Annotated in this window: 16 protein-coding genes and 3 pseudogenes; 15 read left to right on the top strand and 4 right to left on the bottom strand. The window is 67.5% G+C overall.

Annotated features, from left to right (window positions below):
- Positions 1-300: pseudogene (locus tag ACZ562_RS37765) on the top strand (hypothetical protein); the annotation flags it as partial.
- On the opposite strand, the gene ACZ562_RS37770 reads toward ACZ562_RS37765, so the two are convergent.
- From ACZ562_RS37770 to ACZ562_RS37785, 4 genes and pseudogenes are all read right to left on the bottom strand, one after another.
- Entirely contained in the window at positions 257-1,174 is a 918-nt protein-coding gene (locus ACZ562_RS37770; RefSeq protein ID WP_471189123.1) for an IS5 family transposase, read from the bottom strand. The pseudogene ACZ562_RS37765 and the gene ACZ562_RS37770 overlap by 44 nt on opposite strands.
- Positions 1,175-1,530: 356 nt before the next feature.
- On the bottom strand, positions 1,531-2,151 hold the full coding sequence (locus ACZ562_RS37775) for a TetR/AcrR family transcriptional regulator (RefSeq protein ID WP_471189125.1): 621 nt from the start codon (positions 2,149-2,151) through the stop codon (positions 1,531-1,533).
- Positions 2,152-2,486: 335 nt separating this feature from the next.
- On the bottom strand, positions 2,487-3,839 hold the full coding sequence (locus ACZ562_RS37780; RefSeq protein WP_471189126.1) for a coenzyme F420-0:L-glutamate ligase: 1,353 nt from the start codon (positions 3,837-3,839) through the stop codon (positions 2,487-2,489).
- 104 nt (positions 3,840-3,943) lie between these two features.
- Positions 3,944-4,357, bottom strand: a pseudogene (locus tag ACZ562_RS37785) (2-phospho-L-lactate transferase CofD family protein); the annotation flags it as partial.
- A gap of 464 nt (positions 4,358-4,821) precedes the next feature.
- Here ACZ562_RS37785 and paaK point away from each other — a divergent pair.
- The 14 genes and pseudogenes from paaK to npdG all read left to right on the top strand — a co-directional run bounded on the left by paaK (position 4,822) and on the right by npdG (position 20,730).
- Positions 4,822-6,114, top strand: a complete 1,293-nt coding sequence (paaK, locus tag ACZ562_RS37790; RefSeq protein ID WP_471189164.1) for a phenylacetate--CoA ligase PaaK — start codon at positions 4,822-4,824, stop codon at positions 6,112-6,114.
- The gene (locus ACZ562_RS37795; RefSeq protein ID WP_471189127.1) at positions 6,111-7,454 is read left to right on the top strand and encodes an MFS transporter; all 1,344 of its coding nucleotides are present in this window, start codon (positions 6,111-6,113) and stop codon (positions 7,452-7,454) included. Before paaK ends, ACZ562_RS37795 begins: the two co-directional genes overlap by 4 nt.
- Before the next feature lie 245 nt (positions 7,455-7,699).
- Positions 7,700-8,917 (top strand): acetyl-CoA C-acetyltransferase, encoded by a 1,218-nt coding sequence (locus ACZ562_RS37800; protein ID WP_471189130.1) that lies wholly within the window; start codon positions 7,700-7,702, stop codon positions 8,915-8,917.
- Between the two features lie 167 nt (positions 8,918-9,084).
- Positions 9,085-10,101, top strand: coding sequence for an AraC family transcriptional regulator (locus tag ACZ562_RS37805; protein WP_471189132.1), 1,017 nt, complete (start codon positions 9,085-9,087; stop codon positions 10,099-10,101).
- A 291-nt stretch (positions 10,102-10,392) separates the two neighbouring features.
- Positions 10,393-10,835 (top strand): annotated as a pseudogene (locus tag ACZ562_RS37810) (helix-turn-helix domain-containing protein); the annotation flags it as partial.
- Between the two features lie 182 nt (positions 10,836-11,017).
- Positions 11,018-12,127 (top strand): TIGR03617 family F420-dependent LLM class oxidoreductase, encoded by a 1,110-nt coding sequence (locus ACZ562_RS37815; RefSeq protein WP_471189135.1) that lies wholly within the window; start codon positions 11,018-11,020, stop codon positions 12,125-12,127.
- Complete coding sequence (locus tag ACZ562_RS37820; protein WP_471189137.1) at positions 12,124-12,918, top strand: crotonase/enoyl-CoA hydratase family protein; 795 nt, start codon at positions 12,124-12,126, stop codon at positions 12,916-12,918. Before ACZ562_RS37815 ends, ACZ562_RS37820 begins: the two co-directional genes overlap by 4 nt.
- A gap of 56 nt (positions 12,919-12,974) precedes the next feature.
- The gene (locus tag ACZ562_RS37825) at positions 12,975-13,721 is read left to right on the top strand and encodes an SDR family NAD(P)-dependent oxidoreductase (RefSeq protein WP_471189153.1); all 747 of its coding nucleotides are present in this window, start codon (positions 12,975-12,977) and stop codon (positions 13,719-13,721) included.
- Positions 13,722-13,791: 70 nt separating this feature from the next.
- A complete protein-coding gene (locus ACZ562_RS37830) occupies positions 13,792-16,287 on the top strand; it encodes a bifunctional FO biosynthesis protein CofGH (protein ID WP_471189166.1) in 2,496 nt (831 codons plus the stop codon).
- Complete coding sequence (cofC, locus tag ACZ562_RS37835; RefSeq protein ID WP_471189156.1) at positions 16,284-17,012, top strand: 2-phospho-L-lactate guanylyltransferase; 729 nt, start codon at positions 16,284-16,286, stop codon at positions 17,010-17,012. The genes ACZ562_RS37830 and cofC overlap by 4 nt, the downstream gene beginning before the upstream one ends.
- 10 nt (positions 17,013-17,022) lie before the next feature.
- Complete coding sequence (locus ACZ562_RS37840; protein ID WP_471189158.1) at positions 17,023-18,129, top strand: alcohol dehydrogenase catalytic domain-containing protein; 1,107 nt, start codon at positions 17,023-17,025, stop codon at positions 18,127-18,129.
- A 10-nt stretch (positions 18,130-18,139) separates the two neighbouring features.
- The gene (locus tag ACZ562_RS37845; RefSeq protein ID WP_471189168.1) at positions 18,140-19,561 is read left to right on the top strand and encodes an NAD-dependent succinate-semialdehyde dehydrogenase; all 1,422 of its coding nucleotides are present in this window, start codon (positions 18,140-18,142) and stop codon (positions 19,559-19,561) included.
- Between the two features lie 46 nt (positions 19,562-19,607).
- Entirely contained in the window at positions 19,608-20,000 is a 393-nt protein-coding gene (locus ACZ562_RS37850; protein WP_467664944.1) for an acyl-CoA thioesterase, read from the top strand.
- Between the two features lie 49 nt (positions 20,001-20,049).
- Entirely contained in the window at positions 20,050-20,730 is a 681-nt protein-coding gene (npdG, locus tag ACZ562_RS37855) for an NADPH-dependent F420 reductase (RefSeq protein ID WP_471189161.1), read from the top strand.
- Positions 20,731-20,993 lie beyond the last annotated feature (263 nt).

Genomic DNA, 20,993 nt, shown 5'->3' on the forward strand with positions numbered 1-20,993 from the left:
CCGGAAGCGGCGAAGACGAAGTCGCAGGTGCCGGTGTGGCGTGAAGGGCTTGCGTGGTCGGTGTTGTCGGTGGACTACCAGCGCATCCTCACCGCGCTTGCGGACCGGGTCCGGCTCGGGCAGGGGCCGATGACCTGCCAGGAGATGGCCGCCTTGTTCGGCATGGACGTGGTTCCGGCGCGGGTGGAGGCGCTGCGGTCGAAGGCGAAACGCCTGGTCGCGCGTGGCTGGCTGGCCGAGCCGGCGCCGGGCCGGTTCACGCCCGCCCGCGGCGTGTCCGGGCCAGGCGGCGGGTCATGAGGAGGGTCATCGACCAGTAGATCATCGCCTCGGCGCTGGTGGTGCGGCGTTCGAAGTCACGCGCCAGGCGGCGACTTCGCATCAGGTGGGCGAAGAGACGCTCGACGATCCACCGCTTGGGCAGCACCACGAAGCCGCGCATGTCGTCGCTGCGCTTGACGATCGCCAACACGAGGGCGAACGCGGCCAGGCAGTGCTCGACGAGGCTTCCGGTGTAGCCGCCGTCGGCCCAGACCAGTTCCAGCAGGTGGTAGGCGTCGGTGACTTGGTGCAGCAGGACCTGGGCGGCGGCTCGGTCGCCGACATTCGCGCTCGTGACCATGACGCCGAGCAGTAGGCCGAGGGTGTCGACCACGACGTGCCGCTTGCGCCCGTTGATCAGCTTGCCGCCGTCGAAGCCGCGGCTGTCGGCGCCGACGACGGCGTCCGCCTTGACGGACTGCGAGTCGATCACGCCGGCCGTCGGCTCCGCGTCCCGGCCCTCCCGCTCGCGGACCCGGGCGCGCAGCCGGTCATGGAACTCCTTGACCAGAGCGTTCTCGCGCCAGCGGCGGAAGAAGGCATACACCCGGTCCCACGGCGGGAAGTCGGCCGGCATCGCACGCCACTTGATCCCGTTGTCCACGAGGTAGCGGATCGCGTCCAGCAGCGCACGGTGGCAGTATCCCTCCGGCCGGCCGCCCCGCCCGCGCATCCGGCCCGGCACCGGCAGCAGCGGCCGGGCCTCGGCCCACTCCTCGTCCGTCATGTCCGTCGGGTACCGGCGCTGCCGTTCGGGCCGGTCAGCCGCGTTGCCGTACACGTGCGCGAGGCAATCACACGTTGGAGCGGCCGAGTTGGACTGCCCGGCCATCGACACGGGATACTGCGGCACCGGGGCCTCCTGTTGCTCTATGGATTCGACACCCACGAGCTGTTCAGGAGGCCCCTTCCTCATGCCCTCGGCACAGCAGGATCACCCGACCGGGAATCCGCGTTCGACCGCCACCACTCAAGATCGAAAAGACAACAGCTTCTGAGCCGCAGCTGATAGCTCAGCTTCAACAGCCCTGCGCAGACAGTGCGTTGGCGAAGGTTTCTCACCTCCACTCGAACCAACAGCGCCTCACGACGCAATCACGATTCCCGACAGCGTCGGCCCTGCTCAGCCGAGGGCGGCACTACGCGGCATCGTATGGCAAGGACCGGGTCATGATCCGCTGAGCCCGGGTCGCGTGCAAGCGCCTCTTGTCAGGGACCGGGGCGGCGGCGCAGCCCGTCGAAGACAATCGCCGTCAGGGCATCGGTCAACGCCGCGACCGACAGCCCTCGGTCTGGGCGGTACCACTCGATGAGCGAGTTGACGGTGCCGAACAGCAGGCGGCTGGCCAGGCAGGGGTCGATGTCGTCGCGCAGGCCGCCCTCGGCCGCTGCCCTGCACATCAGCTTGGCGATCCGGTGGTCGAACTCGCGGCGCCGCTCCAGGGCACGCTGCTCGACCGCCGTGTTGCCGCGCACGTGCAGCAGCAGGGTGACGTACGGCAGCTCGGCGGCGAGGACCTCGATGCTGCGCTGCACGACGTGCCGTAGGCGGGCGGTCGCCGTGCCGTTCGGGCCGGGGTCCTCGTCGAGGATGGCGAAGAGGGCGTCAAGGGCGCGCGTGACCGCCAAGTCGAGGAGTTCCTCCTTGCCCGAGACGTGGTGGTAGATGCTCGACTTGCTCAGGCCCAGGCGTCTGGCCAGCTCTCCCATGCTCGTACCGTCATAACCGCGCTCGTTGAAAACCACGACAGCGACCTCCACCACGGAGTCACGGTCAAAGGCGGGGCGGTCACGACGGCCGACGTAGCTGTGCACATGCGTTCTACTCACCCGGCCATTCTCGCAACGGCGGCGGTCACTGCTGACGGAGGCCCTTGACGCGGCGACCTCGCCCAGCGACCGTTCCAGGGTCTCGGGGGTCGACGACCGCGCCGACGACGGGAGGATCGCAAGGGCTGCCAGCCCGGCTCGGCCGTCTCGCCAGCGAGCTCCGCCCACGGCCGGGCGTGATGCGCCGCCACCATACTTCCCCGCCTCTCCGGCGGACCAGCCGGCGAGGCCGGGGACGCGACGGAAGGACGGGACCGTGTGGCTTGCAGCGCGAGAGTGGGCCCGGCCCACTCGAGGGGTTGCCCGGGGCGGCCCACCGGACGTGGCGGACCGGCTCAGCGCACCTCGATGAAGTCCGAGGCCCGGCGGGCGGGCCGGTCCTCGGGCGGCTCGGCCGCGTGCCCGACGGCCACCGCGCCCATCGGGTCCCACCCCTGCGGCAGCCCAAGGACGTCGCGGACGACGTCCCGGCAGAACATGATCGACGCCACCCAGGCTGAGCCGAGCCGCTCGCCGGCCAGTGCGACCAGGAAGTTCTGCACACCGGCGCCCGCCGCGACGACGAACATCTCGCGCTCGGCGCCGTCCCGCCGTGTGTCTCCGTATGCGTGCGCGCCGTCGGTCACCATGCAGGGCACCACCAGGTACGGCGCATGGCGGAGCACGTCACCGTGCCGCAGCCGCTCAACGATGGACTCCTCCGACTCTCCGTCGCGCCGCAGGTCCGCGATCCACGCGTCCCGCATCGCGTCGAGCAGCCGCGTCCGCGACTCCTGGGACTCCACCAGCACGAAGCGCCACGGCGTCGTGTGGTGCGGCGCGGGGGCGGTCAAGGCCGCGGCGACAGCGCGCCGCACCGCGCCGGGATCCACAGGCTCGTCCGTGAAGGCCCGTACCGTACGCCGCTGGGTCACCGCCTCCCGCACGGCCTCTGACGTGCCGAGCCGGAACATGTCGTCGTGGGCGGAGCGCACCATCGCCCGGGCGTCCTCCGCCCCGTCCGCCACTACCCGCGGCAGACCCCGGACCACGGCGACCGGCAGGCCCTCGGCCTTGCCCTTCACGAGGTCGCCGGCGGCGGCGAGCTCGTCGGCGGTGGCTACGACGGTGGCGCTCAGCGGATTGCCGTGCGCGTCGGTCCCGCCGCGCAGATCGTCGAGCACGCGCACGCCCGCGGCGCCGATGGCGACGTCCGTCAGACCGTTGCGCCAAGGGCGCCCGAAGGTGTCGGTGATCAGTACCCCGACGTCAACCCCGAGCGCGTCGCGCAGCCCGTCACGGATGGCACGCGCCGATGCGTCGGGGTCCTCGGGCAGGAGCAGCACGGTTCCGGCGGGGGTGTTGGAGGCGTCGACGCCGGCGGCTGCCATCACCAGGCCCTGCCGGTTCTCGACGATCCGGAGGGTCCCGCGCCGGGCCACGACTCGTACCGCCTCAGCGTCAATGGCGGCCTCGCGCGAGTCCGCGGAGACGATCCGGCCCTCTGCCTTAGAGACGATCTTGGAGGTGACGAGGACCACGTCACCGTCCGCCAGTCCGGGCTCTGCCGCAGCGATCAGCTTGGCCAGATCGTCCCCTTCGCCCACCTCGGGGATACCCGGGACGGCCCACACCCGGAAACCGGGCGCCCTGCCGGGGCTGCCGGCGTCACCGGTACCGATGCCGGGCGCGCCGGCCGTGCCCGTCATGCCCGGACCTCTTCCGCGAGTGCCAGCGCCTCACGCGCCATGCGGGCGGCCGCTTCGACGTCGGTCATCATCAGCGGCACCACGCGGCAGCGGATTCCCGCGGCCTCGACCCGGTCGTCGGACATCGGAAGCAGCCGCACCCCGGGCTTCCACCGGTCGCACAGGGTCTGCGTCACGGCGCTGAGCGGGTATCCGGCGCTCAGCATCTGGGTCCGCACGATGTGCGTCGCGAAGTCACGGTCGCCCAGGCCGTACCACCCGGGCCCTACGCCGTACGCCGCGAGCTCCTCCTTGACGTGGGCGGTCTCGTCCGCACGCCCCCAGCCCTGCTCCTTGTTGATGCCGCCGCCGAGTGTGTACATCACCGTGTCGAGGTCTGGGCAGACCTTCAGACCGAAGAGGTGGATATCGTCCCCGGTGTTGCCGATGACCGTGACGTCGGCATCCGATGCGGCCTGCTTGAGACCGTGGAGGAACCGGGCACCGCCGACGCCGCCTGCCAGAACCACAATGCGCATCGGGCCAGTGTGTCACCCGCGTTCCCCGCTCGGTGAGGCGCGGTGGGCCGGGACATGCGGCGCCCGGCACACGCGGTTCACGTGGCCTCCTTGGGGCAGCCCCCTGCGGGGGGACTCAGGACGGTTCACCATGCACCGCCCCTGGGTGTCCAGGGAATCGCTGCCGTCTGGTGATTGATTCTGTGAAGCGAATCAGTCGATTTCGGCCCTGCCAGGAGCGAGCGGTGCGGACCATGATGTCCGTCATCGGGTGAATGTGACGCGGCTAACAGAGGACGCGCACCGCCCAATGTGACCGGAAGGAGTTCGTGAGCGTATGACCTCCGTGGAATTCCCGAGAACGCCAGTGACTGGCGGCAGAGCGGATAGCGTGCCCGCCGCCGAAGCAGGGGCAGCCTGTGGCTAGCGTCATCGGTCCAGAAGCCGACCGAGTGGGTGTGAAAGCTTTCGATGCAGGCGAGTCAATGAGCCTGGACGAATTGCGTGACACGCAGTTGCGACGACTGCAGTGGACGATGCGGAGGGTCTACGAGCGCGTCCCCTTCTATCGCAGCAAGTGCGACGTCGCCGGAGTGACCCCGAACGATCTGAACTCTCTCGATGACCTTCGCCTCTTCCCGTTCACCACGAAGGACGACCTGCGTGAGACCTATCCGTACGGGATGTTCGCGGTTCCCCTCGAGGATGTGGCTCGACTTCACGCCTCCAGCGGAACCACAGGGACGCCGACGGTGGTGGGATACACGCGCCGGGACCTCGAGACCTGGGGAGACCTTGCGGCCCGGAGCATTCGGGCCGCGGGAGGGCGCCCGGGTGATCGGGTACACAACTCCTACGGCTACGGCCTCTTCACCGGTGGGCTAGGAGCCCACTACGGCGCCGAGCGCCTCGGCTGCACCGTGATCCCGGCGTCGGGGGGCATGACCTCACGCCAAGTGCAGCTCATCTGCGATCTGCAGCCGCGGATCATCATGGCGACGCCGTCCTACCTCCTCACGATCCTGGACGAGTTCGACCGCCAGGGCTTGGACGCACGCGAGTCGTCCTTGCAGATCGGAGTCCTCGGCGCCGAGCCCTGGACCGAGGAGATGCGACAGGAGATCGAACAGCGGGCCGGCATCGAGGCGCTGGACCTGTACGGCCTCTCCGAGGTCATCGGGCCCGGTGTGGCGCAGGAGTGCGCCGAGACCAAAGACGGTCCGCACGTATGGGAAGACCACTTCCTTCCGGAGGTGATCGACCCGAGCAGCGGTGAGCCTGTGGCAGACGGGGACAGCGGCGAGCTGGTGTTCACGTCGCTGACAAAGGAGGCGTTCCCGATCATCCGGTACCGGACCAGGGACCTCACCGCGCTCCTTCCCGGAACAGCTCGCCCAGCGTTCCATCGTATCGCGCGGGTCGCCGACCGCAGCGACGACATGATCATCCTTCGCGGCGTCAACCTGTTCCCCAGCCAGATCGAGGAGCTGATCCTTCGTAGCGATCGGCTCGCGCCGCACTATCAGATCGTCCTGACCCGCGAGGGTCGGATGGACAGCCTGACCGTTCGTGTGGAGAGCCGTGGCGGTATGGACGGTGCCGGCCGGAGTCACGCCGCATACGCACTCAAGCAGGCGGTGAAGCAGAGCATCGGGGTCTCCGTTCACGTGGATGTAGTCCATCCACACACGATTGAGCGCTCGGAAGGCAAGACCAAGCGGGTCCTCGATCGCCGCACGCACGCAGTGACCCGCTATTCCTCAGAGGAGACATCGTGACCGCCCAGCAGACAGCCCCAGCGTCGCCTCGCGCCGCATCTGCCACCCGGCCGGCGCTCGCCAGCCTGATCGGCACCGCCATCGAGTGGTACGACTACTTCATTTACGGCATGGCCGCAGCCATCGTCTTCGGTCCGTTGTTCTTCCCAGAGTTCTCGGACGCTGCGGGGACACTGGCCGCGTTCGCCACCTTCTCCGTCGGCTTCCTCGCCCGCCCGCTCGGCGGGATCGTGATGGGCCACTTCGGCGACCGGGCTGGGCGCAAGACCATGCTCGTCACTTCTTTGGTGCTGATGGGCACCGCGACTGTTGGCATTGGATTGCTCCCGACCTACGACGCCATTGGGATGTGGGCGCCCATCCTCCTGGTCTCGCTTCGATTCCTTCAGGGGTTCGGTGTGGGCGGTGAGTGGAGCGGCGCCGTACTGATGGCCGTTGAGCACGCGCCGGAATCTCGCCGCACCTTCTTCGGGAGCTTCCCGCAGATGGGTGTTCCCGCGGGTCTGATCATCGCGAACCTGGCCTTCCTCAGCGTCTCGACCAGCCTCGGCGACTCCGCCTTCGCCGAGTGGGGCTGGCGGATCCCGTTCCTCGCCAGTGCGGTTCTCATCGTGGTGGGCCTGGTGTTGCGGAGCAAGATCGACGAGAGTCCGGCTTTCGAGTCCTTGGTCGAGAAGGACGAGCGTTCCGCCATCCCACTGTTCGACGTTCTCCGCAACCACTGGCGCTCGGTCCTGCTGGTTGCGGGGTCCTTCATCGCCATCAACGCAGTGGCATACATCTTCATGGCCTACCTCCTCGGCTACACGACGACGGGGCTGGGGCTCGTGCGAAACTCGGTCCTGGCGGTGTCGATCGTCGCCTCAGCGGCCTGGCTGGTGACCATTCCCTTGGCCGCCATTCGCTCGGACTCCATAGGCAAGCGACGGGTTCTGCGAGTCGGTTCGGTGGTTCTGCTGATTTCGTCGGTCGCGCTTTTCCCGCTGGTCGACACCGCACACCTCGGCCTGATCGCGGTCGGAATGCTGTTCGTGGCCGTCGGGATGGGCATCGTCTACGGGCCGATGGCGGCGCTCTTCGCGCAGCTCTTCCCACCGGCTGTGCGGTACAGCGGTACCTCCCTCGGATACCAGATCGGGTCGATCCTCGGCGGCGGCTTCGCGCCCACGATCGCAACGGGGCTCTTCGCGGCTTACGGCTCTACATTGCCGATCGTGCTCTACCTCGGCGGTGTCTCGGTCCTGAGCCTGTTCTGCATCGCGGTGCTGACGAGGAGTCGGGCCAGGTCGCGTCGTGGGAGTGGTGTGAAAGAGCACGACGAGGTGGATGCCGTGCGGTGATCTCGCGCCAGCCGCGTGAGGCGCGGTCCAGCGCGGCCCAGACCAGGGACGTGCAGGAGTGCTCGCCGAGGAGCCGTCCACCGCCCCCACCGAGAGCGCGGCTGACCAGATCTCGGCCCGCCCGGTCGGCCTGGCTGACCTTCGCCAGCACCGCGGGCTACATGGCCGCTGATCAACGCCCGAGCCCTCCTGAGGGAGGGACGGACCGCCGCGACCAACCACTAAGTATGTTGAGAGGCTCAAAGATGCCGGAACCTGTGATCGTCGCAACCGCCCGCTCACCGATCGGCCGGGCGGTCAAGGGGTCACTCAAGGACATGCGTCCCGATGACCTGGCCGTCCAGATGGTCCGGGCCGTACTCGCCAAGGTCCCCGCGCTCGACCCGCGCCAGATCGACGACCTGGTGCTCGGCTGCGGCCAGCCGGGCGGTGAGTCCGGCTTCAACCTGGCCCGCATCGTGGCGGTGCTCTCAGGGATGGACCACCTGCCCGGAACCACAGTGAACCGCTATTGTGCCTCCAGCCTGCAGAGCACCCGGATGGCACTGCATGCGATCAAGGCGGGCGAGGGCGACGCCTTCCTCTCCGTCGGTGTGGAGACAGTGAGCCGTTACGGGAACGGTAGCGCCGACGGACTGCCCGGCACCCAGAACCCCGCCTTCGCAGAGGCGCAGGCCCACACCGAGAAGTTCGCCGCTGGCGGCCGAACCTGGACCGACCCGCGCAGTGGGGGCCGACTGCCGGACGCCTACATCGCAATGGGCCAGACCGCCGAGAACGTTGCCCAGCTCAGGGGGATCACTCGTGGTGAGCAGGACGCGTTCGCGGTCCGCAGCCAGAACCGCGCCGAGAAGGCGATAGCGGACGGTTTCTGGGAGCGCGACATCACCCCGGTCACACTGCCTGACGGCAGCCAGGTCACCCGGGACGACGGCCCGCGGGCCGGGGTCACCCTCAATGCAGTATCCCAGCTGCAGCCGGTGTTCCGTCCCGACGGCACCGTGACGGCTGGCAACTGTTGCCCGCTCAACGACGGTGCTGCCGCCGTTGTGATCATGGCCGACATCAAGGCGAAGCAGCTCGGCCTCACCCCGCTGGCCCGCATCGTCAGCACCGGCGTGACCGGCCTGTCTCCAGAGATCATGGGGCTCGGCCCGGTAGAGGCGTCCAGGCAGGCGCTGGCCCGCGCAGGCATGACCATCGACGACATCGACCTGGTCGAGATCAACGAGGCCTTCGCCGCCCAGGTGATCCCCTCTGCCCGCGAACTGGGCGTCGACGAGGACAAGCTCAACGTCAACGGCGGCGCGATCGCGGTCGGCCACCCGTTCGGTATGACCGGGGCCCGGATCACCAGCACCCTGATCAACTCGCTGCGGTACCACGACAAGCAGTTCGGCCTGGAGACCATGTGCGTCGGCGGCGGCCAGGGCATGGCCATGGTACTCGAGCGGCTGAGCTGACAGGGGCGACACAATGAACACGAGGTTCGGCGGACGCCTCGTCACCAGAGCCAGCCTGGTCGGGTCAGCCCGAGCTGAGCTATATTCCTTTCATCTTCGGTGGAGGCCGTAGGCCTCCCGGACTTTGGCACTAGCCTGCCGCGAAATTAGTTCAGATCCGAGGAACCATGCCCACGTCTTGCTCGCACTATTTCTACGAGGCCGCCGCCGTGGCTCACCGGCAGGGGCTGGATGCGGACGCCATCCTCGCCTCTGTTGGCGTGTCGCGCTCTCAGGTGGAAGATCCTCTCTGGCGTGGTGACATCACGTTCTTGGCCTCGATCGTCGCCACCACGATCGAGGCCTTGGACGACGAGTTCATGGGGTGCCTGGATGGCCGGTCGCGGCCGGGATCGTTCGCGATGATGACCAATCTGGTCGTGCACGAGCCCACGCTCGAGAGCGTGGTCCGCAAGGAGGCGTTCTTCTATTCCTTGATGACGGACGCCCTCGTCATGAAGTACGACGAAGAAGAGTCTGGTGGTCGGTGGACGGTCGTCCAAAGCAAGCCAGAACTCGACCCGGCGCACTACTTCCTCGACTTCTGGATAATGATCAACTATCGGCTCTGGGCGTGGTTGATCGGCGAGCCCCCACAATTGGAGAGCCTTGAGCTCGGCTATGTCCCGCGGGGCGGACATCTCGCAGAGTTCCGCCACGTCTTCCCGTGCACACCGACCGTGGGTGCCGAGTCCACCTCCCTGGTTATCGCCCGTTCCTCGCTGTCTCGCCCGGTCATCAGGACGCGTGGCGACCTGAAGGGCTTTCTTGCGACCACTCCGCTCGGAGTGATGAAGACTCCGGGCGCCGAGTCCAGCGTTACTCGAAAGGCCCGAGCGTTGATTCGTCCCAGTGCGCAGGGGCCGATACAGTTCCCCAGCTTCGCTCAGTTGGCTGGCCAGCTTTATCTCACCGAGCAAACCCTTCGCCGACGTTTGAAGGGCGAGGCAACTTCCTACCGCGCCTTGAAGGAGGAGATCCGCCTGGAGTTCGCGACGAGGCACCTGCGAGACACCGATATGCCGGTGCAGGAGATTGCGAACCTGGTCGGCTACTCCGAACTTCGTGCCTTCACGCGTGCTTTCAACGGATGGACCGGCGAGAGTCCCAGCCAGTATCGCGAGCGCCACGCGGCCGGCGGCTGAACACTGGGCGTTTCAACCTCAGTGTGAGCCGGTCAGGATGCCGTGCTCGTGGGCGGCCCTGACGTCGTGGGCCGCTCTGGGCAGGGTCGGGGAGGCTCAGAGTGGACGCCCACGCGAGCCGGTCGGCGGCGATCCGGTCGATCGGTACCGTCCAGGATCGGATACGTTTTCATCGACGCGCTCCCTGGGGGACGGAGGCGTTTGACGTCTCACTCATCGGTGCGTAGGAGCCTCGTTGGTTCCCTGACTGACGCACTCGACCTGCCGCATGCACTGGTCGAGTGGATCACCATGCCCATCGTCACCCGTGAAGGTGACCGACGCTGTAGCTCTCGCCCCACCGACGGGCACTTTGACCCTGGTGTACCTGCGCACCCACGACACCCTGGCGAGCATCGCGGCCGGCTCCACCGTCTCGGTCGGCACCGCCCACGCCTACGTCACCGACGTGACCGAACTGCTGGCCGCACATGCATCGGGGCTGCTGCAGGTTCTCCGGGGGGCCGACCGGATTTCGTCCTGTTTGATAGCACCCTCGCCGAGTGCACCCGGTCGGCGACGGCCGGGCTGACTACTCCGCCAAGCACCGCCGCCACGGCGTGAACGTGCAAGTCGTCACCGACCCACAAGGGCGGCTGAAGTGGCTCTCGCCCGCACTGCCAGGCCGCACCCACGACTTCACCGCGGCCGGCGCCCACCGGATCGTCCGGATCTGCGAACACCACGGGCTACCAGGGCCCGGTGCAGCTCGAAGCGCATGTCGTCAATCTCCGCCGCCATCCTCGCCAGGGAGCGACAGCGCTGAAGCGTTCACTGTCTCGGCGTGGACGATTCGATGAGGTAATCCGTCGCAAAGCGTCCTCTCCCTTGCTGTTGTCTCGCTCTAACTTCTAACGAAACGACAGGAGACAACAACGTGCGACTCGAAACACTGCTTCCGCTCGGCAAGGTCGATCCCGGCCTCCGGAGCCCCGACATTCCGCTCGACATCTGGTCCGTTCCCGACAACGCCCGCTTGCTGGAGGAGGTCGGCTACAGCGGCCTGGTCGTGGAGGAGACCAAGGACGACCCGTTCAGCGTGCTGACGCTCGCGGCTCAATCGACCGAGCGACTGCGAGTGGGTACGGCGGTCGCGATCGCCTTCCCGCGAAGCCCAACGGTCATGGCCTTGCAGGCATGGACGCTTCAGAAGCTGTCCCGAGGGCGGTTCACGCTCGGCCTCGGGACGCAGGTCCGCGGGCACATCACGCGCCGATACGGCATGAGTTGGGCACCACCCGCGCCCTGGATGCGCGAGTACGTTCAGGCCATCCGCGCTGTCTGGGACTGCTGGCAGAACGGAACTCCGCTCGACGTCGTCGGTGAGCACTACAACATCAACCTGATGGTTCCCTTGTTCAACGCCGGTCCCATCGACAACCCCGATATCCCGATCCACCTTGCTGCGGTGAACCCGATGCTGTGCGCGGTGGCTGGTGAGGTTGCAGATGGGGTGCGTCCGCATCCGGTCTGCACGCCGTCCTACATCAAGGAGGTCATGCTGCCCGCGGTCCGCAAGGGAGCCGAGAGGTCCGGGCGTGACCTGTCCTCGTTCCGGGTTGCGATGAAGCCGCTGGTCGCCTCCGCGCGTACCGATGAGGAGCTGGCCGTCAAGGTCCGGGACGCGAGAGCCAGAATCGCGTTCTACGCGTCGACGCCCGGTTACGTCGCGGCCTTCGAGCACCTTGGTCTCACCGACCTGGCCACAGAGGCGAAGGCGTTGTCAAAGGCGCAGGACTGGGAAGCCCTGCCCAAGCTGATCGACGACGACGTCCTGCACCAGTTCGTCACCGTCGGCACCTACGACGAGATCGGCCAGAAGCTGCTGGACCGCTACGGGGACGTGGTTACCGACATCGAGTTTTCGATCGCTGTCCATGGCGACGATGACCGGGTCACGCTCAAGGAGCTTGCCGGCCTGATGCAGTCCGCCGATGAGACGCCCGCGCGGGAGCGGATCATGGGTGTGCAGGAGAGCGCCGTATGACGGCGGCCGCCGCCACAGAGACGGTACTGGCCGAAGTACGGGATGGCATCGCGCTCGTGACGCTGAACCGGCCGGAGGCCATGAATGCCATCAACGCCGATCTCTCGGCGGCGCTCGGTGCGGCATTGGAGACTGCCGAGCTCGACAAAGACGTCCGAGTCATCGTAGTCACCGGCGCCGGCAGGGCCTTCTGCGCCGGCGCCGACCTGAAAGCAGTGGCTGCGGGTGGCGCTCTCCTCGACGAGTCGCACCCGGATTGGGGGGTCGCCGGGTTCGTGCGGCACTGGGTCTCCAAGCCTGTCATCGCCGCGGTGAACGGTTTCGCGCTGGGCGGCGGCATGGAGTTGTTGCTTGCCGCCGACCTGGCTGTGGCCGACGAGGACGCGGTGCTCGGCCTGCCCGAGGTCACGCGTGGTCTTGTTGCCGGTGCCGGCGGACTGGTCCGGCTCGCGCAACAGGTACCGCGGAAGCTGGCTCTTGAATTGGTCCTCACGGGGCGTCGCCTGAGCGCTGCAGAGGCGCGCGAGCTCGGGCTGGTCAACCAGGTCGTCGCCCGCGGAGAGGTAGTGGAGACCGCTGTCGAGCTTGCGGCCACGATCGCTGCGAACGCACCGTTCGCAGTCCGCCAGTCGAAGGGTCTGGTGCATCGCGCCCGCCATCTGGACGACTGGGCCGATGAGGTCTGGCGTGACAACGACAAGGTGTTCGCTTCGGTCCTGGCGAGCCAGGACGCGGCCGAGGGTGCTCGCGCGTTCGCCGAGAAGCGGAACCCGGTGTGGACGGGGCGCTGATCCTGCCGCACGCAGGCCCACAAGGGCTCGTCCGTGGAGATTGAAAGGGCTCGTCCGTGAAGATTGAAGGGTGCGGGGCGGTCGTCGTCGGAGGCGCCGCGTCAGGGTTGGGTATTGCCGCGGCTGAGAGGTTGGTGGACCTCGGGGCCACGGTGGCGCTGCTCGATGAGGAGGCCGACCCCACTGCCGGCAACGGCGTCGCCGTGCACCGAGGGGACGCGACCGATTCAGATTTCGTCGCGGGAGCTCTCGCCTCAATCGAAGCCGCCGCCCCGTTGAGGATCGTGGTGTCGTGCGCGGGCATAGCGCGACCGCAGCGAACCCTTTCGGGGCGGGGCCCGCACTCGCTGGCGGATTTCAGCGAGACCCTTCGCGTCAACGTGCTGGGCCCGTTCAACGTCGCTCGGCTGGCCGCGCCGCTGATGGCGGCGCACGAGGCGGTCGACGGAGATCGGGGCGTCGTCGTGCTGATGTCGTCGGTAGCGGCGTTCGAGGGGCAGATCGGTCAAGTGGCCTACGCCGCCTCTAAGGGCGCACTCTCCGCAATGACCTTGCCCATGGCGCGTGACCTTGCCCGGAACGCCATCCGTGTGGTCGGTGTCGCACCGGGGTTCTTCGAGACGGCGCAGACCTCCGCCTTTCCCGATGAGCGCAGGCGGGTGATCGCCGAGACCGTACCGCACCCCTCGAGGTTCGGGCGTGCCGACGAGTTCGCCGACTTGGTCGCGTACGTGGTCGGCAACCCGATGATCAACGGCACCACGATCAGGATCGATGGTGCGGTGCGCTTCCCCCCGCAGTGAGACCAGGAGATTGATGATGACGTACCTGCCCGTTCCACGAGTTCCGGGCCCGGCGATCTCGCCGGGACAAGTGAGGCGAGCGTTGGTGCGCGCCGAGGTGGGGAAGACGTTGAACGCCGACGAAGTCGCCGCGCTTCTGACGGCCACCGGAGACAACCTCGGCCGATTGATGACCGTTGCCCGCAAGGTTCGTGACGCCGGAACTGCCAGCGCCGGTCGAGCGGGAGTGGTCACCTATTCGCGCAAGGTATTCATACCTTTGACCAGGCTCTGCCGCGACAGATGCCACTACTGCACGTTCGTGTCTGTTCCCGGGCGGGTCGAGGCGCCGTACCTGTCGCCGGACGAGGTGCTCGGCATCGCGCGTGAGGGCGCTCTGCGTGGGTGCAAGGAGGTGCTTTTCACCCTGGGCGATCGGCCGGAAGATCGTTGGCCCGAGGCGCGCCAGTGGCTGGAGGAGGCCGGATACGGCAGCACACTGGAGTATCTGCGGGCGATGGCGATCACGGTCCTGGAGGAGACAGGGCTGCTGCCCCACCTCAACCCCGGGGTGATGAGTTGGAGCGAGATGAGCTGGCTCAAGCCGGTGGCGCCGTCGATGGGGATGATGCTCGAGACGACCAGCTCGCGGCTGTTTCACACGCCCGGCGAGCCTCACTACCGCAGCCCGGACAAGGATCCGGCGGTGCGGCTGAGGGTGCTCGAGGACGCTGGGCGGCTCAACATCCCGTTCACCACGGGGCTGCTGGTAGGCATTGGCGAGACGATCGAGGAGCGTGCTGACTCCATCCTGCGCCTTCGACGCATCGCGCGCGAGTACGGCTCCATTCAGGAAGTGATCATCCAGAACTTCCGCGCCAAGCCCGACACCCCCATGAGGAACGCGGCCGACGTTGCGTTGGAGGAGTACCTCGCCGCAATCGCCACCACCCGGGTCGTCATGGGGCCGGCCATGCGCGTCCAGGCACCACCCAACCTCGTTGATCTCGAGGAATGCCAAGCACTTCTCGATGCGGGTGTGGACGACTTCGGTGGGATCAGCCCGCTCACGCCGGACCATGTGAACCCGGAGCGGCCGTGGCCGGAGATCGGCGTGCTGGAGCAGGTCTGCGCCGCGTCCGAGCTCACTCTCAAGGAGCGGCTCACAGTCCACCCGGAGTATCTCGACATCCCGTGGGTGGACCCGCGGCTGCGGATGCACGTCGACGCTCTGCGGGGAGTCGACGGTCTCGCCGACCGCGATGCTCGTCCGGTCGGCCGGCCATGGCAGGAGCCGGACGGCGGGTGGCAGAGCACAGGCCGAACCCACCTGCACGAGAGCATCGACACGACAGGACGCTCGTCGGATCGACGTACGGACTTCGACGTGATCTACGGAGACTGGGACACGCTCCGGGCCCGGCAGCTGAGCGACAAGAGTCTGCCCCGGGTTGGTGCCGAGGTACTTGCGGCTCTACGCGCCGCCGAGTCGCGCCCCGGCACACTGTCGAACGACCAGGCCCTCGCACTGATTTCTGCCGAAGAAGGTCCGGGACTGGAGGCGGTGTGCCAGCTGGCCGACGACCTGCGGCGAGACGCCGTGGGCGAGGACGTGACCTTCGTGGTGAACCGGAACATCAACTTCACCAACGTCTGCTATGCGGGCTGTCGCTTCTGCGCGTTCGCGCAGCGCAGGACCGACGCCGACGCCTACAGGCTGAGTCTCGATCAGGTCGCAGAGCGGGCCGTTGAGGCCCAACGTGTCGGTGCCACCGAGGTGTGCATGCAAGGAGGGATCGACCCCGAACTGCCGGGGAGTGCCTACTTCGACCTCGCGCGAGCCGTGAAGGCCGCCGCTCCGGGGCTGCACGTTCACGCGTACTCGCCGATGGAGGTGATGAACGGCGTCGTCCGGACGGGCCTTTCGGTGAAGGAGTTCCTCCTTGCAGCACGCGAGGCCGGAGTCGACAGCCACCCGGGCACAGCGGCTGAGATTCTCGACGACGATGTCCGCTGGGTGCTCACGAAGGGCAAGCTGCCGGCGGCGCAGTGGGTCGATGTGATCACCACCGCGCACGAACTGGGCATCCCCACCACCGCCACGATGATGTACGGGCACGTGGATCACCCGGGTCACTGGGTTGCACACCTGCGGACGATCGCAGACATCCAACGCGAGACGGGTGGCTTCACCGAGTTCGTCCCGCTGCCATTCGTGCATCAGTCAAGCCCGATCTACCTCGCAGGCGTGGCCCGGCCAGGGCCCACCGTCCGTGACAACAGAGCGGTGCATGCGGTAGCGCGGATCATGTTGCACGGGCTCGTCGACAACATCCAGTGCTCTTGGGTCAAGCTCGGCCCCGAACTGTGCACACAGGTCCTGCGGGGCGGCGTCAACGATCTGGGAGGCACTCTCATGGAGGAGACCATCTCCAGAATGGCCGGCTCGACCCACGGCTCGCGCAAGGAAGTCGCCGAGCTCGTGACCATGGCCGCTACCGCCGGTCGCCCCGCTCGCCAACGGACGACCACCTACGGGCGACCGGACTCCGTGGGCGAAGCAGGCGCAGTGGGTGAAGTCGCGTGAGCGGGTGGACCGTCGTCGTCCCGGTGAAGCCATGGAGCCTGGGCAAGTCGCGACTGGCGGTGCCGACGTGGGTGCGACGAAACCTGGCGCGCGCCTTCTGCCTCGACGTGCTCGCGGCGCTCGTCGCGACGCCGGACGTGGCACGCGTCGTTGTCGTCACACGGGAAGATGCTCTCGCCGAACTGTGCGCGGACAGGTTCGACCTCCTGCGCGAGCCCGAGCCGCCCGACGGTCTCAACGGGCTCAACCTGGCCGTGCGTCGTGGTGCTCGTTGGGCACAATCCATGCACCCTGACGAGCCGGTGCTCGTGGTGCCGGCCGACTTGCCGTCTCTCTCATCCGATCAGCTGGCGATGGCGCTGCCGCAGCTCGCACTCCACACGCAGGCCTTCGCCCCAGACACGGCCGGGGTGGGAACCACTCTCCTGGCGTGCTCGTATCCTCAGCTACTGCTGCCGTTCTACGGGCCGGGGTCAGCCGCCCGGCATTCCGCTGCGGGCTTCACGCGGGTCGACGACCTGCCCGCAGGGCTGACCCACGATGTTGACAACCTCGACGATCTCGCCGAAGCGCTTCGACTGAACGTCGGGCCTCACACCAAGGAAGCGAGCGTTTGTCTCGGGATGGGGCAACCCGCTCGAGATCGAAGTCTGGATGTAGACCGTGCTTCCGCGTCCGAAACGAGAGTGTCGACGGCTTTTCGTCCGTCGGCGTCTGTGAGCTGAGAGGAGAAGCATGCTCATCACCGGAGCTGTTCTTGAGGCAATGTCGCCTCAGCGGCCCTTTACGGAAAGCACCCCCATTGTTGTCACCGAACTGGAGTTGGCCAGTCCCGGACCTCACGAGGTGCTGATCCGAGTCGAGGCAGCCGGGCTGTGTCACTCTGACCTCTCGGTGGTCGACGGCAACCGCCCGCGGCCGTTGCCGATGCTCCTGGGGCATGAGGCGGCCGGCCGCGTGCTGGAGATCGGCGGTCACGTGCGCAACGTTGCTGTCGGCGACCGCGTCGTCACGACGTTCTTGCCCAGATGTGGCGAGTGTGCCGGCTGCCTGACCGACGGGCTCCGCCCCTGCTTGCCGGGGAGTGCCGCAAACGCCGCCGGAACCCTGCTCGGAGGCCAGCGGCGTCTCAGCCGGGACGGGGCGGAGGTTCACCACCACCTCGGCGTCTCGGGCTTTGCGACGCACGCGGTCGTCGACGCGCGTTCCCTGGTACGCCTTGACGATGATGTTCCACCGGCTGTGGCAGCGGTCCTCGGGTGCGCTGTCCTCACCGGAGGTGGTGCAGTGCTCAACGCGGCCCGTCCCCAGGCGGGCCAACGCGTCGCAGTCGTTGGACTGGGGGCCGTGGGCATGGCGGCGCTGCTGACCGCCCTGGCGCTCGACGACGTCGAGGTCGTCGCCGTAGACGCCCTCGAGTCCAAGCGCGCGACCGCGCTGGCGATGGGAGCCACACGCGCTCTGGGGCCGGAGCATTGCGCAGGCCTACGGGCCGATGTCGTGATCGAGGCTGCCGGCAGCATCAGGGCTCTGGAGACTGCGCTTGCGATCACCGAAGCCGGTGGCAGCACCGTGACGGTCGGGCTACCAGCACCAGACGCCCGGGTCTCGTTCTCGCCAACTGCCTTGGTCGCTGAGGGACGCAGGATCGTGGGGAGCTACCTGGGCTCGGCGGTTCCTACCCGCGACATCCCGGTATTCACAGAGATGTGGCGTTCGGGCCGCTTGCCGGTAGACCGGCTGATCAGCTCGACGATCCCGCTCAGCGACATCAACGAGGGCATGGACCGGCTCGCTGACGGTGCGGTCCTTCGCCAGATCATAAAGTTTCCTGAGGAGTGACGTGAGCACAGTGATCCACCCGACGTCCGAAGGCACGCGACCGGACAGCCCCAGCTCCTTCGCGGTCGAGGACCCTGCCACCGGCGAGATCATCGGCAGCGTTGCCGACCATGGACCGGCGGAGGCGATGGCTGCACTCGATGCAGCCGCCGCCGCGGCCCGGGCCTGGGCTGCCACACCTGCGCGAGACCGTTCCGATCTACTCCAGGCGGCCTACGGCGCGGTGCTGGGCGCCCGAGACGAGTTGGCATGGCTGATCAGCCGCGAGATGGGCAAGCCGATCAGCGAGGCACGCGGAGAGGTGACCTATGGTGCGGACTTCTTGCGCTGGTTCGCCGAGGAGGCCAGCCGGATCCGTGGCACGGTGACTGACTCTCCAACGGGCGGCATCACGCTGACGACGCGGCGTCAGCCGGTCGGTCCCTGTCTGTTGATCACGCCGTGGAACTTCCCGCTCGCTATGGCCACTCGAAAGATCGCGCCCGCTCTCGCCGCGGGCTGCACCGTTGTGGTGAAGCCCGCCCAGCTGACTCCGCTGACGACCCTGAGGCTCGCCGAGTTGCTCAACGCATGCGGCCTGCCGCATGGCGTGGTGAATGTTGTGACCACGACCCGATCGGCTGAAGTCGTCGAGCCGCTGCTGCGTGACAATCGCCTGCGCAAGCTCTCCTTCACCGGGTCGACTGCGGTGGGGAGCCGACTCTTGGCTGCCGCTGCCCCGAACGTGCTGCGGACCTCAATGGAGCTTGGTGGCAACGCGCCGTTCATCGTCTTCGACGACGCTGACATCGAGTATGCCGTGGCCGGCGCGATCACTGCGAAGCTGCGCAACACCGGACAGGCCTGCACGGCGGCGAACCGATTCCTCGTACACCAAGACGTCGCCGAGCGGTTCACCGCATTGCTGGCCGAGCGCATGAGTGGGCTGACACTGGGACCCGGACTCGACGACACAACCACACTTGGGCCGCTGATCGATGCGCATGCGGTCACCCATGTCACGCACCTGGTGGAGGACGCGGTGCGCCGTGGTGCACGGGTCGTGACAGGAGGCAGTGCCCTGAACGGTCCCGGCCACTTCTACCGGCCCACGGTGCTGACAGACGTACCCGGCGACGCTGCCATGCTGAGCGAGGAGATCTTCGGGCCTGTTGCACCGATCGTGACCTTCGCCCAGGAGGCAGAAGCCGTTGAGCTCGCCAACACAACTCCGTACGGTCTGGTTGCCTATGCATACACGCGCGACCTGGACCGTGCGACGCGGCTGCAGCGCTCGTTGGAGGTCGGCATGATCGGTCTCAATACCGGCCTGGTGTCGAACGCCGCGGCACCTTTCGGAGGAGTCAAGCAATCTGGTCTCGGACGGGAAGGCGGTGCAGAAGGGCTCGATGAGTACCTCGAGACGGTCTACATCGCACAACCTCATGGCTGACCGGGGTGCCAGTCTGCCGAAGAGGGTCCCTGCGGACTTTCCGGTCATGCGTCGAATCCAGACGCGGTTCGCAGACAACGACATCTTCGGGCATGTCAACAACGCCACCTACTACGCGTATCTCGACACCGCGATCAACGACTGGGTGGCGGAATGCGTCGGGCGTCCCACCTACGAACTGGCGGCGCTCGGGGTCGTGGCGGAGTCACGCTGTGTGTTCCACGGAGAGCTGCGCTACCCACAGCAGCTTGAGGTCGGGATACGCATACAACGTCTGGGTCACAGCAGCGTCACATACGAACTCGGCATATTCGTGGTCGGTGAACCGGCGAATTTGCGGGCGTCTGCCCAGTGGACCCACGTATACGTCGATCCGATCGCTCGGACCACTGTGCCGGTTCCTGCGGCGCTGCGGGCTGCTGTCGAGCGACTCCGTTGACTGCCGCCTGATGGGCGGGCCCGCCCCTTCCACCCCACTTGGAGACTAGATGAACAGCTACAGGGTCGCCGTCATCGGCGGCACCGGACCGCAGGGCAAGGGCCTGGGTTACCGGTTCGCCAAGCACGGCCACACCATCGTCCTCGGCTCGCGGTCGGCGGAGAGGGCCAAGCCGGTGGCGGCAGAGGTCACCGAGCGGCTCGCCGGCGTCCCCGGTGCGGGCACGGTGACCGGCGCCGAGAACGCCGACGCCGTGGCGCAGGCCGACGTCGTCCTTCTCGCGGTGCCGTACGACGGCCACGACGAGCTGGTCGCCTCCCTCAAGCTCGCGGGCAAGACGGTGATCTCCTGCATCAACCCGCTCGCCTTCGACAAGCGCGGCGCCCACGGCCGCATCATCAACAACGGTGAGGGCTCGGCCGCCGAGTCCGCACAGCAGCTCGCCCCCGAGGCCACCGTGGTGGGCGCTTTCCACAACGTTTCTGCGGTGCTGCTGTGGGGCCACGACGAGTTCCTCGACGAGGACGTGCTCGTCGTCGGTGATGTCGTCGAGGCCAAGGAGGTCGCCATGAACCTCGCCGCCGCCGTCTCTGGGCGCCGCGGCATCGACGCAGGCAAGCTGCGACTGGCCCGCCAGCTTGAGCCATTCACCGCTGTGCTGATCTCGATCAACCGGAAGTATAAGACCGACTCGGGTGTGCGGGTCTCCGGCCTCGAGGGCCACGGCTGAGCGCGCCAGCCTGGGTGTGAGCTGACCCCGGATTCGTGGAGCCCCCGAAGCGCCCCGAGTTGAGGGGAGCCGGGTCGCTTGATCGCCAGCATCAGCCGGGCGGGACGTGTGGAGAGATCCCGCTTGATCACCGCGAAAGCCTTGCGTATTGGTGTTCCAACTCCCGCGGCCTAGGGTCTGTTGCGGAAGTGCTGGTCACAGCCACTCGTTGATGGCTGCGACCAGCACGGTCGCTTCGAAGCGGACGGCGAGCTTGTCGTAAC

This window comes from Streptomyces sp. NPDC040410 (assembly GCF_055595715.1).